The 15453-nt window shown below is 67.7% G+C and carries 22 protein-coding genes; 12 read left to right on the plus strand and 10 right to left on the minus strand.

The annotated features are described in order from the left end of the window. Together QM638_RS04655 and QM638_RS04660 are read left to right on the plus strand one after the other, a co-directional pair. Positions 1 to 289: hypothetical protein (locus QM638_RS04655; RefSeq protein WP_415140774.1), on the plus strand; the 289-nt coding region annotated here is incomplete at its 5' end. 61 nt (positions 290 to 350) lie between these two features. After that, the gene (locus tag QM638_RS04660; RefSeq protein ID WP_415140775.1) at positions 351 to 1040 is read left to right on the plus strand and encodes an HAD family hydrolase; all 690 of its coding nucleotides are present in this window, start codon (positions 351 to 353) and stop codon (positions 1038 to 1040) included. Positions 1041 to 1289: 249 nt separating this feature from the next. Here the strand turns inward: QM638_RS04660 and QM638_RS04665 are convergent, their stop codons facing one another. Together QM638_RS04665 and QM638_RS04670 are read right to left on the minus strand one after the other, a co-directional pair. Beyond that, positions 1290 to 1691: a hypothetical protein gene (locus QM638_RS04665; protein ID WP_415140776.1), complete on the minus strand. Its 402-nt coding sequence runs from the start codon at positions 1689 to 1691 to the stop codon at positions 1290 to 1292. Continuing rightward, complete coding sequence (locus QM638_RS04670; protein ID WP_415140777.1) at positions 1688 to 2002, minus strand: nucleotidyltransferase family protein; 315 nt, start codon at positions 2000 to 2002, stop codon at positions 1688 to 1690. Before QM638_RS04670 ends, QM638_RS04665 begins: the two co-directional genes overlap by 4 nt. A gap of 27 nt (positions 2003 to 2029) precedes the next feature. Here QM638_RS04670 and QM638_RS04675 point away from each other — a divergent pair, with 27 nt between their 5' ends. Next, positions 2030 to 2299, plus strand: coding sequence for a hypothetical protein (locus QM638_RS04675; protein WP_415140778.1), 270 nt, complete (start codon positions 2030 to 2032; stop codon positions 2297 to 2299). Positions 2300 to 2574: 275 nt separating this feature from the next. Then, positions 2575 to 2880, plus strand: coding sequence for a helix-turn-helix transcriptional regulator (locus QM638_RS04680; protein ID WP_415140779.1), 306 nt, complete (start codon positions 2575 to 2577; stop codon positions 2878 to 2880). A 15-nt stretch (positions 2881 to 2895) separates the two neighbouring features. Here QM638_RS04680 and QM638_RS04685 read toward each other — a convergent pair whose 3' ends face one another. Together QM638_RS04685 and QM638_RS04690 are read right to left on the minus strand one after the other, a co-directional pair. Next, positions 2896 to 3180: a DUF86 domain-containing protein gene (locus QM638_RS04685; RefSeq protein ID WP_415140792.1), complete on the minus strand. Its 285-nt coding sequence runs from the start codon at positions 3178 to 3180 to the stop codon at positions 2896 to 2898. Between the two features lie 49 nt (positions 3181 to 3229). After that, complete coding sequence (locus tag QM638_RS04690) at positions 3230 to 3559, minus strand: nucleotidyltransferase family protein (protein WP_415140780.1); 330 nt, start codon at positions 3557 to 3559, stop codon at positions 3230 to 3232. 601 nt (positions 3560 to 4160) lie between these two features. On the opposite strand from QM638_RS04690, the gene QM638_RS04695 reads away from it, so the two are divergent. The 5 genes from QM638_RS04695 (at position 4161) to QM638_RS04715 (ending at position 8193) form a co-directional block, all read left to right on the plus strand. Then, a complete protein-coding gene (locus tag QM638_RS04695; RefSeq protein WP_415140781.1) occupies positions 4161 to 4886 on the plus strand; it encodes an ABC transporter ATP-binding protein in 726 nt (241 codons plus the stop codon). Further along, positions 4883 to 6277, plus strand: a complete 1395-nt coding sequence (locus QM638_RS04700) for an FtsX-like permease family protein (RefSeq protein ID WP_415140782.1) — start codon at positions 4883 to 4885, stop codon at positions 6275 to 6277. Before QM638_RS04695 ends, QM638_RS04700 begins: the two co-directional genes overlap by 4 nt. A 442-nt stretch (positions 6278 to 6719) precedes the next feature. After that, positions 6720 to 7229 (plus strand): relaxase domain-containing protein, encoded by a 510-nt coding sequence (locus QM638_RS04705; RefSeq protein WP_415140783.1) that lies wholly within the window; start codon positions 6720 to 6722, stop codon positions 7227 to 7229. Next, positions 7112 to 7717 carry a hypothetical protein gene (locus tag QM638_RS04710; RefSeq protein ID WP_415140795.1) on the plus strand — a complete coding sequence of 202 codons (606 nt, stop codon included), beginning with the start codon at positions 7112 to 7114 and terminating at the stop codon, positions 7715 to 7717. Before QM638_RS04705 ends, QM638_RS04710 begins: the two co-directional genes overlap by 118 nt. Further along, a complete protein-coding gene (locus QM638_RS04715; protein WP_415140793.1) occupies positions 7621 to 8193 on the plus strand; it encodes a tyrosine-type recombinase/integrase in 573 nt (190 codons plus the stop codon). The genes QM638_RS04710 and QM638_RS04715 overlap by 97 nt, the downstream gene beginning before the upstream one ends. Here QM638_RS04715 and QM638_RS04720 read toward each other — a convergent pair. The 3 genes from QM638_RS04720 to glnA form a co-directional block, all read right to left on the minus strand. Next, positions 8172 to 8840 carry a PIN domain-containing protein gene (locus QM638_RS04720; RefSeq protein WP_415140794.1) on the minus strand — a complete coding sequence of 223 codons (669 nt, stop codon included), beginning with the start codon at positions 8838 to 8840 and terminating at the stop codon, positions 8172 to 8174. The genes QM638_RS04715 and QM638_RS04720 overlap by 22 nt on opposite strands. Then, positions 8753 to 9130 carry a helix-turn-helix domain-containing protein gene (locus QM638_RS04725; protein ID WP_415140784.1) on the minus strand — a complete coding sequence of 126 codons (378 nt, stop codon included), beginning with the start codon at positions 9128 to 9130 and terminating at the stop codon, positions 8753 to 8755. Before QM638_RS04725 ends, QM638_RS04720 begins: the two co-directional genes overlap by 88 nt. Positions 9131 to 9327: 197 nt before the next feature. After that, on the minus strand, positions 9328 to 10752 hold the full coding sequence (gene glnA / locus QM638_RS04730) for a type I glutamate--ammonia ligase (protein ID WP_415140785.1): 1425 nt from the start codon (positions 10750 to 10752) through the stop codon (positions 9328 to 9330). Positions 10753 to 10952: 200 nt separating this feature from the next. Between glnA and QM638_RS04735 the strand changes: the two genes are divergently transcribed. Both QM638_RS04735 and QM638_RS04740 read left to right on the plus strand, forming a co-directional pair. Further along, positions 10953 to 11423 (plus strand): RDD family protein, encoded by a 471-nt coding sequence (locus QM638_RS04735; protein ID WP_415140786.1) that lies wholly within the window; start codon positions 10953 to 10955, stop codon positions 11421 to 11423. A 186-nt stretch (positions 11424 to 11609) separates the two neighbouring features. Beyond that, positions 11610 to 12512 carry a DUF6612 family protein gene (locus tag QM638_RS04740; protein ID WP_415140787.1) on the plus strand — a complete coding sequence of 301 codons (903 nt, stop codon included), beginning with the start codon at positions 11610 to 11612 and terminating at the stop codon, positions 12510 to 12512. 39 nt (positions 12513 to 12551) lie between these two features. Here the strand turns inward: QM638_RS04740 and QM638_RS04745 are convergent, their stop codons facing one another. From QM638_RS04745 to lipB, 3 genes are all read right to left on the minus strand, one after another. Further along, positions 12552 to 13262 carry a DUF4191 domain-containing protein gene (locus QM638_RS04745; RefSeq protein WP_415140788.1) on the minus strand — a complete coding sequence of 237 codons (711 nt, stop codon included), beginning with the start codon at positions 13260 to 13262 and terminating at the stop codon, positions 12552 to 12554. A 64-nt stretch (positions 13263 to 13326) separates the two neighbouring features. After that, positions 13327 to 14292, minus strand: coding sequence for a lipoyl synthase (gene lipA, locus QM638_RS04750; RefSeq protein WP_415140789.1), 966 nt, complete (start codon positions 14290 to 14292; stop codon positions 13327 to 13329). A gap of 43 nt (positions 14293 to 14335) precedes the next feature. Beyond that, positions 14336 to 15073: a lipoyl(octanoyl) transferase LipB gene (gene lipB / locus QM638_RS04755; RefSeq protein WP_415140790.1), complete on the minus strand. Its 738-nt coding sequence runs from the start codon at positions 15071 to 15073 to the stop codon at positions 14336 to 14338. Between the two features lie 163 nt (positions 15074 to 15236). Here lipB and QM638_RS04760 point away from each other — a divergent pair. Further along, a partial coding sequence (locus tag QM638_RS04760; protein ID WP_415140791.1) for a hypothetical protein occupies positions 15237 to 15453 on the plus strand: 217 nt, incomplete at its 3' end.

A 15453-nucleotide genomic window follows, 5' to 3' on the forward strand; every position in this document is an offset into this window, starting at 1 on the left:
ACGGCCCTTCGGGGTCGGAAAACAGCGGACTCAAGACCGCCCACTGCTCGTCAGTGATCTCCTGCCGAGTCGTCATGAACCAACCCTGACCGCGCGGCACCCCGAATCCGTTTACCAACACGCCCTAACCCCCGAAGGGGCTCAGGCCGTCTACGGCGCGGCAGTCGCCGCAGGCAAACTCCAGTACGTCCCTCGCACTTCGGGAATCTCTACGACCGACCTCATCCAACGGGTCATCGACGCGAACTCGACCGGCGCGCTCGACCGAGGACCACGCCGCGGCGATTGAGGTCCGTCGACATCGATGACGGTCTCGGTAGAACGCGACCGACGACGCTAGCCTCGATAGGGTGTTGGAACACAGCCACGTATCGCAGCCCGCCGGCTTGGTGCTCTTCGACTGTGACGGCGTCTTGGTCGACAGTGAACCGCTGGTCATGCGCGTGGAGTTCGCACTGATCACCGAACTGGGTTGGCCGATCACCGAGGCCGAGGCCGAGGCCGAACATCTCGGCCGCACTTGGCCCGCGATTGTGGCGAACATCGAGAGGCATATCGGTGGCCCCATTCCGCCTGACTTCGCGTCGCGGGCGGAGGCTGAGCGGACACGACTGTTCAAGGAAGAACTAGAGCCGGTCGCGGGTATCGCCGAGGCCGTGTCCGCTATCGAACTCGATGGATTCCTGACCTGCGTCGCTTCGTCGGGCGGCCACGCCCGCATGGATTTAACCCTGGGCCTGACTGGGCTGCGCGACAGGTTCGACGGTCGAATCTTCAGCGCCGAAGACGTCCGTCGAGGTAAGCCTGCGCCAGACTTGTTCCTTCACGCGGCAGCGTCGATGGGTGCGCTGCCGTCGGCGTGCCTCGTGGTGGAGGACAGCCCATCAGGCGTCGCGGCCGCCAGGGCTGCGGGGATGCGCGTGGTCGGCTACGCGGCTCGTACGCCCGAGCGCCTGCTGGCCGGCGCAGACGTCGTCATCGCCGACATGGTCGACCTGCCTCCCGCCGTCACGCAGCTCGTGACGAGCGAACACGTATAGATCGGCTATCCGGACCGTGCGGCGTCCGACAAGGGTCGACGTCCTGATGCCGGCGGCCACAAGGGGTCACCACCAGCCGCGTCCGACCCGGGACCGATGTCGCAAGACAACGCTGTCGTGTGATCGCGGACCAACTCGCAACGCTTGACGGCCAATAGGAGCTCCAGAGTCGAGGCGCGGCTGTCGTTGCTCAGCGGTGTTCGGTGATGTCTTGCGTCGTGGACTCCGCGGAGGTGGGCGAGTGTGAGTTCACGGGCCCGGGCGGACGACCTTGGTCGCGAGGTCGACCAGCATCTCGGCGCGGCGCAACAGCGGGTCCACCTTGGCGAGCGAGATGAGCTTGGCGCCGTACTCGACGTCTGCCTTCGCGGCGATCAGCTCGCGCAGCGCCTTCTCCGCAGCCGCGGCGTCGGCGTTTGCTCCCAGCGCTTGGCGGAGCTCGCGGGCGGCTGTGGCGTGATCCTTGGCCTTGCTGGTGGTCCCGGTCAGGGCGGTGACGATGGCGTCCTTGGCGCTGATGCCGGCGTGGATGGCATCGCCTGCGGCGGGTGTCGCGCGCTCGAGGTCTCGGTTGTCCTGGGCGGAGTCGAGATACTCCTTGGCCTTCTGGAGGAAGGTCCGCGCAAGGTTCTTGCTCTGCGCATCCGTCATGACGCGACCCGAGATCGACGAGGCATACGACCGAGGAGCGCGACACCATCGCGGAGGATCTCGGCGATCACGGGCTCCCGGGCGGCGGAGTCCTCGGAGAACTGCTCGGGGGTGACGTGGAGGACGTCGCAGTCGTTGCCGAGTCGGGCACGCACGCTGTCGGCCAACCGGATGCGTCCGTCCCACTCCTCGGGGGCGATGACGGCGAGGTCGATGTCGCTGGCGGCGTGGGCCTCGCCGCGCGCGGCCGAGCCGAAGAGGATGACCGCCCGGGCGCCCGCGACTTCTTCCTCCACAACGCGGGTCAGCATGTCGAGTGGGCTGGCGAGGAGGCGCAGGTGGGGGACGGCGTCGTGTTGGTCGTTGACCCGGTGGACGCCGGCACGGCCGACGATCTCGGTGGTGATGATGCCGATCTGTTCCAGATCGCGCAGGGCTTGCTGTACGGCGCCGAGGCTGTGACGCTCGCCCACAAGTGCGTGCACACGCCGCCCGGTCAACGGCTCGCCGGTGCGCAGCAGCGCGGCAAGCACCGCGCCTCGCGCTCCGGGCATCAGGCCGCCGAAGGGCTCACCAAAATTCACATGAACAGAATAGTGTTCATATGAATCTCTGGCTAGTCATTAGCGACGCAGCCGCCCGTGCGAAGCAATTCCCGCCAGCCGTCGATCGCCCACCGTCGCCGATCATGCGAGAGCGATGCCGTTCGCGGCGCCATCGACGCACTCGTCGAGCAGATGGGCACCAGCCCGACCTAGGGCCGCAACCTCGTCGTCGAGAACATCCGTTCCTGGATGTCCGATCCAGTTCCCTGGTCGTTGCTTGTCCCTCCAGAGGGGTCGACGAACAGTGTCGACGTCCATGCCGAGGAGGTAGCAGTGACATGACCACACCAGCCCGCGACGAAGGACAACTCGGCCTGTGGCCGATGGCAGCGCCTGCAGATCCCAAGCGGCCTCGGGTGCGTACGAAGCCTGCGTTTGCTACGAGGCCCGCCGCCATCCTGGACGAGCGACACCTGTGGGACATCGATGAGCTCGCCGAGTTCCTCGGCATCAAGAAGCAAACGTTCTACAAGTGGCGCAAGACGGACTACGGGCCGCCGCCAATCAAGATCGGCAAGCATCTGCGGTGGATCCCGGCCACGGTCGTCGCCTGGGCGAAGGAGCAGGAGATCCGGGCCGGGTGAGACGTCGGATTGCCGCTACTCGTCAGGTGGGAGCGATGCGCGGAGGCGTGCCACGGCGTCTGCAAGTGGTGGCAAATCCTTGTCGATCACGGCCTGGACGATCTCCGGGCTGGTCGCGAAGTAATGATGGGCGAGGAAGTCGCGCATCCCAGCGATCCTGCGCCACGGGATCTCGGGCTCGCTCTCGGTCAGCTCCGGGCTGAGCGACTTCACGGCCTCCCCGATCTCCAACAACCGCATCGCCACGGCGTCGAGGACGAGTTCGACGGAGATCGATCCGTGGGCGAGGTGAGAGCGGATCGCCCGATGGCGTCCGCGATGTCGTCGAGGATGTCGAGGTCGGGTCGCTTCACAGAGGACGTAGGTCTTTCTCCGCGCGCGCCCGAACTCGTGGCTTGAGCCCGGAGCGGGGGATCAGGTCGACGGGTACGCCGATGACGTCCTGCAACTCGTGCTGGATGCCGATGATGTCGATGATGCTCGTGCCTGGTGCGAAGTCGACGAGGAGATCGACGTCGCTCCCCTCGTGGTCGTCGCCGCGCGCAGCACTGCCGAAGATCTCGGGATTCGTGACTCCGTGACGCCGCAGCACGTCAAGCAGCTCGCCACGGTGGGCCGCCACCCGTTGGCCGGTGGGGCCGCTGAGCGGCTTCCGGGCCTGTGCTGCGGAATGAGCCATGTGCTCATCGTACCGAGTCGTGAGTCCACGCTCCATGTACCACTCATGTAACAAGCCACCGCCGAACCACGAGAAACGCCGCCGAGCGACCACGAGGGTCGCCGGCGGCGTTTCCGCAGCTCAGATGTGGTCTCGATATGCCCTCGCCTAGCGGCTCGGCCTACTCGACCAGCGGCCGATCAGATGTCGTAGTAGAGCTCGAACAAAGAGCGGTGGTTTCGGCTGCTGTTGGTCCTCTACGGATGTTGCTGAAAAGTGGTCCTGACCTGCGCAAACGTCCTCGCGTCATGGTTGGTCGTCGTTGGCGGTCGTGGACCTGAAACGAGAATCTTGCGGACTTTTTGCGGACTGAGTGGGCGGCAGATTTGAGGTAGCCGAGACGATCCTCTGGAGGCACGTGATGTAGCGCTGGGCCAGGATTGGCTCGATGCTCCTGGGTGGTTCGGGGGGTTGCCTTCGGGGTCCGAAAGGCATTGACCAGGGCTTTCCCCGATAGCCCGGGCCGCACGGTGTCGCGATGCTTGGTCACGTGGGTAGCAGACGACGGCGCCGGACCGGACGTGTTCCCGTGTCGGCGGATGGCGAAGGTCCAGTGCTCCGGATGGTCGATGTCGTGCGGCGCTTCGAGACCGGCGAAACGGCGGTGACAGCGCTGGGCGGTGTGTCGCTCGACTTCGATGCGGGCACCTTCACCGCGATCATGGGTCCGTCAGGCTCGGGGAAGTCGACGCTGCTGCACTGTGCGGCGGGGATCGACCGGGTCGACGCGGGCGAGGTGTGGTTCGCGGACCTCAACCTGGCGCGGTTGAGTCGCACCAAGTTGGCGGAGCTTCGCCGCGACCGAACCGGCTTCGTGTTCCAGGCATACAACCTGATCCCGACCTTGACGGCACAGCAGAACGTGGAGCTGCCGGTTCGTTTGGCCGGGCAGGTCCCCGACCCGGTAGAGGTTGCCGACGCGCTCGCGCGTGTCGGACTGGCCGATCACGCCGGGCGCTTGGCGACCCAGCTCTCGGGAGGGCAGCAGCAGCGGGTCGCGATCGCGCGGGCTCTTTTCTCGCGGCCCCAAGTGCTGTTCGCCGACGAGCCGACCGGCGCCCTTGACATCCGCACGTCGCGGCAGGTGCTGACGCTGCTGTCTGCGACCGTGTCACAGGCAGGTATGGCGGTGATCATGGTGACCCACGACCCGGTTGCGGCGGCGCAGGCCGAGCGGGTCGTCTTCTTGGCCGATGGCCGTGTCGTGGACGAGATGGTCGCACCCACGGCGGAGAAGGTCTCTGCGCGGATGACGACGCTTGAAGACGACGTGGACGCGCGACAGTGAATGGCCAGCGGCGCAGTGCGGTTCTGATCGACGTCGCTGTCGCATCGGTGCGACAGCGGTGGACGATGTTCGTCGGGGCGTTCGTCGCACTCGGGCTCGGCACCGCGCTGCTCGCAACGAGCATCATCACGCTGTCCGCCACCAGTGGTGACGGGCTGGGCAAGGCCCGGTCGGTGGCGCAGGTGACGACGGCACTCTCGGTGATGGTGGTGGTCTTTGTGCTTGTCGGCACCTTCGCTTTCGTCGTTGACCAGCGTGCGCGTGAGCTGGCGCTCTTGAGCCTGCTGGGCACCACGCCGCGACGGATACGAAGGCTGATTCGCATTGAGACCGTCATCGTCGGTGGTGCTGCGGCACTGACAGGGTGCATCTTCGGCCTGCCCGGAGCCTTGGTGCTGCGGCAATGGATGGTGGCCAACGACATCGCCACCCGGTCCTATGACGTCGGGTTTCATCTTGGCGCGTTGGGCATTGCCTTCCTGGTCGGTGTCGTCGCGGCTGTGGTGGGGGCATCGTCGGCTGCTTGGCGGGCATCTCGGGCCAGACCGTTGGATGCGTTGAGGGAGGCAGCAGCATCGCCGCGAGTGATGACACCGCTACGGGTGGTCCTCGGCGTGATCGTCCTGATAGGTGCCGCCACGGTGGCGCTTGTGATGTCGGTTGTCAGTCCCCGCAACGCCGCCTCGCCGGGGTCGTTCTTCCCGGTCCCTGTGCTGTGTGCTATTGGCTTCGCGCTGCTCGCCCCTGTCTTGGCTCGGCCGGTCACGCGGTTGGTGACCTGGCCACTGATGGGGCGCGGTGCATTGGTGGTGGTGATCCGGCAGAGCACACTCAATGGTGGTCGCCGCGTTGCCGCACTCGTCGCTTCGGTCGTCTTGGCGGTCGGCATGTGCACGGGGATGCTGGCGATGGAGGACACCGCACGTGCCGCCACCGTGGAGTTGATGCCGTCCTTGACTCACCTGGCTGAAATGGTCCAGAGCGAAGCCGAAAGCACACGACTGGCCAACGTCGTCATCCTGGGGATCGCACTGGTGTACACGCTGGTCGCGATCGCGAACACGTTGATGATGAACGTCTCTGCCCGTTCACGCGAGCTGGAGGCCCTGGGGTTCGCCGGCGCCACTCGCCGTCAGGTCATCTGGGTGCTACTCGGGGAGGCGCTCCTCACGGTGACGGTGGGTGCGTTGGTGGGCATCACCGGGGCCGTGGCGAGTCAGGTGCTCCAACGGCTCGCTCTGGTGCGAATCGTTGACGACTTGCCCATCGACTTCCCGTGGCTGTCCGGGATCACGATCGTCCTTGTGCGTGCGGCAACCGCCGCTATCGCCGTCTTCGGCGCCGCCTGGCGGGCGACCTGGGTGCAGGCCCGAGCGGTAGCCGCGGAGTGAGGCTTGACGATCCCCTGCGCCTCTACGCTATGTCGCCGCTTTCTCCGTCCAAGTGCGCTCATCCCGACCGAGACATCGGACACCGTTGACCATCGTTGGTGACATCAAGCATCGAGAATCTGGCTCAGTAAGGCCATCCTGAGCGCGATTCGCGCGCCTTCAAGCCGTCGGTACACATGCTGCGAAGGACGTAGATCGGTCCGCCCCTCCTGGGCGGGCCGAAGTGCATTTCTGGGGGTCCGTTGGTTGTCGACGGACGTTGTTGAGCCGGTGATCGGGATGCACGGTGGGGTCAAGTTCTACCGGGGCGCGGCGAAGGCTGCGCGTGCCTACGTCGAGGCCGATCACTCGCGCGCTGACGACTATTACCTCGCCGAGGGCAGCGGCCTCGCCGAGCGGCTCGTCGCCACCCCTGACAACGTGACCCGCGTGGCGGACATGGATGGGGAGGCGTTCGAGTCGTGGGTCGCCGGGGTCGACCTGGAGAACGGCAAGCCGAAGGGCCGGCTTCGGCAGGACCCGAACGCGCTGCGGTACGTCGAGGTCACCGTCAACGGGGCCGAAGACCTGGTCGCTGGCCGCCGCCCTGCACCCGGAGGTGTCGGCGGCGTTGGACGCAGCGCAGGATCGCGCGGCCGAGCAGATCGTGGTATTCGTCGCTCAGCATGCGACGACGCGGGTGGGGCCGCGTGGCCGTCAGGTACAGGTGCCGGTCGAGCGGATCGAGGCAGCGGTCATCCGGCACTACACATCCAGGGCCGGGGACCCCGCTTGGAACGGCAGAGTGTCGGAGGTCGGGGGCAAGATGGAGGCAGAGCCCGAAAGGAGACGCCGATGGCAGGCAACATCGCCAAGCGACCTGACGGGAAGTGGCGCGCCCGCTACCGCGACGAGTCCGGCAAGGAGCACGCCCGTCACTTCGACCGCAAGGTCGACGCCCAGTTCTGGCTAGACGAGCAGACCTCCCGGCTGCTCACGGGCACGCACGTTGCACCCAAGCACGCGAAGCTCACGGCGGGTCGGTGGTGCGACACCTGGCTCGACGGCTATCGACGCAATCGCGACTCCACCGTCCGGCAGGCGGAAACGCACATCAAGCGGATCAAGGCCGCCTTCGGCACGATGCCGCTCGGGTCGGTGCGCCCGTCGCATGTGTGGACCTGGACCGCGCAGCTCGCAGCCGAGGGGTTGGAGGACTCCTATGTCTACGCCCTGCACTCCCGGCTCGCGCAGGTCTTCTCCGACGCCGTCCATGACGGGCTGGTGGCGAAGTCGCCGTGCTCGCGCGTCGGACGTCGCCGGCGGCGGGCAAGCAGCGGCCCTACGTCTGCACCACCGAGCAGATGTGGGCGTTGCACGACGCTCTGCCCGAGCGGCTGCGTGCAGCGGCGTTGCTCGGGGCGTTCGCGGGGTTGCGTGATGCCGAGGTGTGTGGGCTGAGGGTCAGTGACGTCGACTTCATGCGTGGCGTCATCAACCCGGCCGTGCAATACCCCGAGCAACCCCTGAAGACCGACGCATCACGGGCCGCGTTGCCGATCCCGCAGAGCCTCGCGCTGGCGTTGTCGGCTCACGTCGCGCAGTGGTCGGCCGAGGGATTCGTGCTCGTCAACGAGTGGGGCGACCAGCTCGCCCCGTGGACGCTGCAACGCGCGATCCGCACGGCACGAGAGAAGGTGCCGGGGTTGCCGCGTGACTTCCGGTTCCACGATCTGCGGCACTACCTCGCCAGCATGCTCATCGCCAGCGGTGCTGATGTGAAGGTCGTCCAGGCCCGGCTGAGGCACGCCTCGGCCAAGACCACGCTCGACACCTACGCCCACCTGTGGCCCGACTCCGACGAGTCCACCCGCACAGCCATCGACGCCGTAATGCGGGCGAGAGCCGAGGCGGTTCAGTCGGCCGACTCGCTTTGAGCCTCCGGCTCGACAGCGGCGCGGACGAGGGCCGAGACGTCCTTGTTGGTGTCTCGCTCCAAGATCGCGAGCACCTGCTCGGAGGTCTGCGGTCGCGAGTTCACACCCCGCCAATGTGCCTCACGCAGGATGTCGGGATAGTCGTCGGCGAGGCGGGTGAGCAGCGTGCCCGCGTCGATCAGCTCGATGCCGCGCTTCGCCATCCAGTCTCGCGGGAAGTGGCGGACGTTCTGCGTCAACAGCAAGTCGGCATTGGCGGAGAGCGCAGCCGCGAGGACGTGACGGTCCTTGTCGTCCATCTCCACCTTGGCGACCCGCGTCGCGTCTCGCTTCTTGACCTCGACCAGGGCTGACGGAAGGAACGCCTCCAACCGTTCGACCAGGACTTCAGCGTCCTCGGTGGTGAAGTCGAACTGCTTGATGAGGTTGCGAGTGGTCTCGTTGAGGATCGTCTCGCTCCAGTGGATGTCGAGCGCGCCCAACTTCGCGGCGTACACGAAGTAGTCGCGGAGAGTCCGAGAGATCAGGATGTTCGCGTCAGCGAGCGTGACCGAGATCGTCAGTCGACATTCCCGTACTTGTTCGCCAACTCGGCCACGACAGCCATGTGGTCCTCGTCGAGGAACTCGCGCAGTTTCTGAACCGATGAGGCCGGGATGCGGTGGTGCTTGCCGACCATGCGGAAGTCGACCCGCCCACGCTCGATCATCCGCATCAGCGTCGGTCGCGACATGCCGAGAATCTTCGCGGCCTCGGTGGTGGTGAACTCCTGCTTGGCCGGGACGACGACCGCGCCCGTGGTCTGCTCGGCGTCCAGCAGGGCCAGCACCTTCTTGGCGCTCTCGCGGGGAAGTCGGAGGGTCACCTCGATCTCGGGCTGGTCACTGGCCAAGCCCGAGCGCAGGACCTGGACGTCCTCGGTCAGTGCGGTGCTCATGTCGCCTCCCGGCAGCCTCGAACTTCTAAGTGCTCTAAGTGTACACGCCCTGGGAGTGGTGGCGGCGCGCGGGAACCGATGGTCGCCGTCGGTCCGCAACGAACGTCTTGCGGACTTTTTGCGGACTAGGACGAAACAAACCGGCCCCTGAATCTGCGTTTCCGCAGGTCAGGGGCCAGTTTGTTAGGCGCTGTGGCCTAAATGTCGTAGTAGAGCTCGAACTCGTGGGGGTGCGGCCGCAGCTGGACCGGCAGGATCTCGTTGGTGCGCTTGTAGTCGATCCAGGTCTCGATGAGGTCGGGGGTGAAGACGTCACCGGCGGTGAGGAAGTCGTGGTCGGCTTCCAGGGCGGACAGGACGTCGTTGAGCGAGGTGGGCACCTGGGCGATCTCGGCCATCTCGTCCGGCGGGAGCTCGTAGATGTCCTTGTCGATCGGAGCGGGCGGCTCGATCTTGTTCTGGATGCCGTCGATGCCGGCCAGGAGCAGCGCGGAGAAGGCCAGGTAGGGGTTGCTGGAGGGGTCGGGGAAGCGGCACTCGATGCGCTTGGCCTTGGGGTTGGTGCCGGTGATCGGGATCCGGACCGCGGCCGACCGGTTGCGGGAGGAGTAGACCAGCGAGATCGGGGCCTCGAAGCCCGGGACCAGGCGGTGGAAGGAGTTCACCGTGGGGTTGGTGAAGGCCAGCACGGCCGGGGCGTGCTTGAGGATGCCGCCGATGTACCAGCGGGCGAGGTCGGACAGGCCGCCGTACCCGGTCTCGTCGTAGAACAGCGGGGAGCCGTCCGCCCAGACGGACTGGTGGACGTGCATCCCGGAGCCGTTGTCCCCGAAGATCGGCTTCGGCATGAAGGTGACGGTCTTGCCCTCGGCCCAGGCGGTGTTGCGGATGATGTACTTGAACTTCATCACGTCGTCCGCGGCGGCCAGCAGGGTGTTGAACCGGTAGTTGATCTCGGCCTGGCCGGCGGTGCCGACCTCGTGGTGGGCCCGCTCGACCAACAGGCCGGAGGCCTCGAGGTTCTTGACCATCTTGTCGCGCAGGTCGGTGAAGTGGTCGGTGGGCGCGACCGGGAAGTAGCCGCCCTTGTACTTGACCTTGTAGCCCCGGTTCTCGCGCTCGAAGCCCGCGCCGGAGTTCCAGGCCCCGGCCTCGGAGTCGATCTCGTAGTAGCCGGTGTTCTGCTTGGTCTCGAACCGGACGTTGTCGAAGATGTAGAACTCGGCCTCGGGCGCGAAGAAGGCGGTGTCGCCGATCCCGGTGGTGGCCAGGTAGGCGAGTGCCTTCCGGGCGATGTTGCGCGGGTCGCGGGAGTAGGCCTCACCGGTGATCGGGTCGTGCACGAAGAAGTTCAGCGCCAGCGTCTTGGCCTCCCGGAAGGGGTCCACGAACGCGGTGGTCACATCGGGGAACAACGCCATGTCGGACTCGTTGATCGCCTGGAACCCACGGATCGAGGAGCCGTCGAAGGCCAACCCGTTCTCGAAGACCTCGGGCCCGAAGGAGGAGACCGGGACCGTGAAGTGCTGCTGGATGCCCGGCAGATCCATGAACCGGATGTCGATCATCTCGACACCCTCGTCCTTGATGAAGCCGAACAACTCGTCGGGACTGCTGAACATTCGTCCTCCTTGGCACCCTGCCGGGGCCCACCTCTAGCGTGCTGACCGCTCGGGCCCGTGTTGGTCCGAGGTTTCCTGAAACGTAGGCCGACACAGTTGCGCAGCCATGTCGACATTGTTTCAGCGATGTAACAGGTTCACCCGACCGGGTGGCAAGGCGATGCGGCGGCGTGCCGCCCCGGGCCGTAGTCTTGCCGACCGTGACCTCCTCCCACCACCCCGCCGGCCGGGACGCGATCGGGGGTCAGCAGCTTCCGTTCGAGACCGCCAGCTGGGCACGGCGGGTGCTCGCGCTGCTGGTGGACTGGCTGGTCTGCTGGCTGGTGGTCGCCTTCCTCCTCGGCTGGCACACGGTGACCAGGACCGGCAGCTCGGCCCAGTGGTGGGTGTTGGGCGCCTACGTGGTCGAGTCCGCCCTGCTGACCGCCTTCGTCGGCGGCTCCTTCGGCAAGCTCGCCACCAGGCTGCGCACGGTGCGCGCGGTACCGATCGGCGGCTACGACCCGCGCCCACTGGACCCGTTGCGCGCGCTGGCGCGCCAGCTGCTGATCGCGGTGGTGATCCCGCCGCTGGTGTTCCGTCCGGACGGTCGGGGCCTGCACGACCTGGCAGCCGGTACGGCGACCGTGACGCTGGCGACCTACCGCAGCCGTTTCCTCGGCAAGCGGTAGCCGAGCGGCGTCTGGACAGCGGCGGGACGGCCGCCGAGCGGCCAGCCAGGCAGCAGCACGGCCGCGAGATTCGCGGTTTGCCCCGACCCGATCGGGGCACCGTGGGGGTGGCGGCACCACGCCACAGCCGATCCGCCGTACGTGCCGGGGAGCGCGGAACTCCTCGTCCTCGACGGATCCGCTCCCATGACGACGAAAGGCACCACCATGTCCCACGTTCGCACCCGCTCCATCTGGCGTCGGCGCGCGGTGGCCGGCATCGCCGTACTCTCGCTGTCCGGCCTGGCCGCCTGCGGCGGCGGCAACGACGACTCGGACGCCAACCCGTTGAGCAACCTGGGCAGCTCCTCGGCCGCGAGCTCCGGTGACGCCTCGGCTTCGGAGTCCAGCACCGGTGCGGTCTCCACGGACCTGAAGTCCGGGGACTCGATCGACACCGACCAGATGACCGACATCCTCAAGCAGGCGACCACCAGCATGAGCACCGCGCACATGACCATGAGCATGGACATGTCGGCCGCCGGCCAGTCGGTCTCCATGTCCATGGAGGGTGACATGCAGATGAAGCCGCTGGCCGAGGACATCAGCGTGGACATGGGATCGCTCGGCTCGATGCAGATCAAGCTGGTGGACGGCGTCATGTACATCAAGTCGGACATGCTCTCCAGCGTCACCGGCAGCGGGGACACCTGGGCCAAGATCACCCAGGACCAGATGTCCTCCCTCGGCATGGACACCAGCTCCATCACCGACCCGCTGGCCTCGATCGAGAAGATCTCGGGTGCGATCGACAACGCCACCTACCAGGGCACCGAGTCGGTCGACGGCTCTGAGGCCAGCCACTACCAGCTGACCGTCTCCACCGACGACGTGATGTCGGCGCTCGGCTCGGGCACCGACACCTCCGGGCTCGACCTGCCCGACTCCATGACCGAGGATCTGTGGATCAACGGCGACGGTCAGCTCACCAAGGCCGAGGTCGACATGGGCTCGCTCGGCACCGTCGAGGTCAGCATGACCAAGCTCGGCGAGCCGGTCTCGATCGAGGCCCCGCCGGCCAGCGAGGTCACCGCCTATCCGACCAGCTGAGGCCGACCAAGCTGAGGCGGGGAGGGGCCTGCGTCGTGCTCAGCGGCCGCGCAGGTTGCCGCGCAGGCCCTTCATGCTGGTCGGGATCGGGCCCTTGGGGATCGGCAGGTTGCCGCGGGTGTTGTCGAGCGCCTTGAGCCGGTTGAGCACGTCGGTGATCTCGGCCGGCTGGACGGCCCGGCGGAGCTTCATCACCCGTCGGCTGAGCTTCGGCAGCGGCACCTCGCCCTCGCCGTTGCCCACCACGATCTCGTGGATCGGGGTCTCCGGCAGCACCCGGGCGTGCTTGGTGCGGGTGCTGGCCAGCAGGCTGCGCACCCGGTTCGGGCTGCTGCCCTCGCCGACCAGGATCACTCCCGGCGGGCCGACCACCCGGTGCACCATCGTCTGGCTGCGCGGCTCGACCGCCACCGCCTGGCTGGTGGTCCAGCCGCGGCGCAGCATGTTGAGCGCGGCGTACGCCGCCCCGGGCTGGCCCTCGATCCGGGCGTAGGCCGACTTCTGCGCCCGCCGGGAGAAGACGACGAGGGTCGCCACGATGCCCACCAGCAGCGCGCCGACGATCGCGATGACGGTGCCGACCACACCGTTCCCGGGCAGCAGCCAGAACACCACGAAGCCGACCACGGCGCCGGCGAGGAAGGTCCCCAGCAGCTTCAACCCGATGCTCGGGTCCTGCTCCTTGGTGATCCGGTAGGTCTCCCGGAACTGCGCGCGTCGGCTCATCGAGCTCGGGTCGGGCTGGGACATCGGGGTTGTGGTCCTCTTCTTCGTCGCCTCAGGGAATCGCCGCGGGGATGTCGGCCCCGGGCCGTCAGGCGCCCGCGGCGGCCGGGGTCACCCCGGCGCGAGCGTCCATCGCCTGACGGTACAGCCGACCGGCCCGGTACGACGAACGGACGAGCGGTCCGGACATGACTCCGGCGAAGCCGATCTGGTCGGCCTCGGCCTTGAGCTCCACGAACTCCTCCGGCTTGACCCAGCGCTCGACCGGGTGGTGCCGCACACTGGGCCGCAGGTACTGGGTGATGGTGACCAGCTCGCAACCGGCGTCGTAGAGGTCCCGCAGTGCCTGGGAGACCTCGGCGCGGGTCTCGCCCATGCCCAGGATCAGGTTCGACTTGGTCACCAGCCCGAACTCACGAGCCGCGGTGAGCACGCCCAGGGAACGCTCGTAGCGGAACCCGGGCCGGATCCGCTTGAAGATGCGCGGCACCGTCTCGACGTTGTGCGCCAGCACCTCCGGCCGCGACTCGAAGACCTCGGCCAGCTGCTCGGCGTTGCCGTTGAAGTCGGGGATCAGGTTCTCCACCCCGGTGGCGCCCTGCTCGTTGTCCGCGGTGAGCCGGTGGATGGCGCGCACGGTCTCGGCGTACAGCCAGGCACCGCCATCCGGCAGGTCGTCGCGCGCCACTCCGGTGATGGTGGCGTAGCGCAGGCCCATGGTCTGCACCGACTCGGCCACCCGGCGGGGCTCGTCGCGGTCCAGCGGGTCGGGCCTGCCGGTGTCGATCTGACAGAAGTCGCACCGCCTGGTGCACTGGTCGCCGCCGATGAGGAAGGTGGCCTCGCGGTCCTCCCAGCACTCGAAGATGTTCGGGCAGCCGGCCTCCTGGCACACGGTGTGCAGGCCCTCGTCCTTCACCAGGGCGTGCAGTGCCTGGTACTGCGGCCCCAGCTTGGCCCGGGTCTTGATCCACTCCGGCTTCTTCTCGATCGGCGTCTGACTGTTGCGGACCTCGAGACGGAGCAGCTTGCGGCCTTCGGGAGCGATCGTCACCCGTTCAGCCTACGCCGCGGGCCGGGCGCGGCCGACATCGATGTCAGCCCGCCGACGGGGTCAGCAGCGGGATCCGGGGCGTGCGTGCGGGGTCGGGACGCGGCTCGTAGTCGGCGGTCCTCTCGTACGGCTGCCAGCGCAGCAGCTCGGCCAGCCGGCGGCGTACGACCGGGAGGGCCTCGGCGACGGGGACGTCGCGGTCCAGCTCGGTGGTCAGCGAGGTGACGCCGGCGTCGGCGATGCTGCACGGCACGATCCGGTCGAACCAGCTCAGGTCGACGTCGCAGTTGAGCGCGAAGCCGTGCATCGGGATGCCGCGCCGCACCCGGATCCCGAGCGCGGCGATCTTCCGCTCCGGCCCGCGGTCGTCGGCGGGCAGCCAGACCCCCGTACGGCCGGGGAACCGTCCGGTCGTCACGCCGAAGTCAGCGCAGGCGAGGATCAGCGCCTCCTCGACCCGGCGGACGTAGTCGACGATCTTGACGTGGTCGGGGAGCGGCACGATCGGGTAGCCGACGAGCTGACCGGGGCCGTGGAAGGTGATCGTGCCGCCGCGGTCGACGTCGATGACCGGTGCGCCGCCGGCATCGACGGGCCGGTCCTCGTCAGGCGTACGCCGACCGGCGGTGAAGACCGGAGGATGCTCGAGCAGCAGCACCCGGCCGGGGTCCTCGCCGGTCCAGACCCGCTGGTGGATCTGCCTCTGCAGCTCCCAGGCCTCCAGGTAGTCGAGCCTGCCCAACTGGTCGAATCGCACGTCGGATCGCGCGGCGTCACTCACCCTCCCGAGGCTACCCGGCACCCGTTCGCCCGGTGAAGCCGGGCGAGCAAGAGGCCCGGGCAAGAGGCCCGGGGAAGAGGACCGGGGAAGAGGACCGGGGAATGCGAACGCCGGCCTGTGGATAACGGGTCGGGGTGGGGCGATCCGGGGTAGGAAGGACCTCATGCGACGGCTCGGCGTCCCACGGACGACTCCGACGACCCCGGCAGCCTGGGTGGCCCTGGTGGCCTTGACCCTGGCTGTCCCGGTGCTCGCCGGGTGCGGGGAGGGCCGGGGTGCGCCGCCGGCGGCGTCGGCAGCCTCGGCGATATCGGTGGGGTCGGTGGGGTCGGCGGGGTCGGCCGCGCCGACCCGTGCGGCGGTGTCGGCCGCGGTCGCGC

The organism is Nocardioides sp. (assembly GCF_047606145.1).
In the GTDB taxonomy this organism is placed as follows: Bacteria; Actinomycetota; Actinomycetes; order Propionibacteriales; family Nocardioidaceae; genus Nocardioides.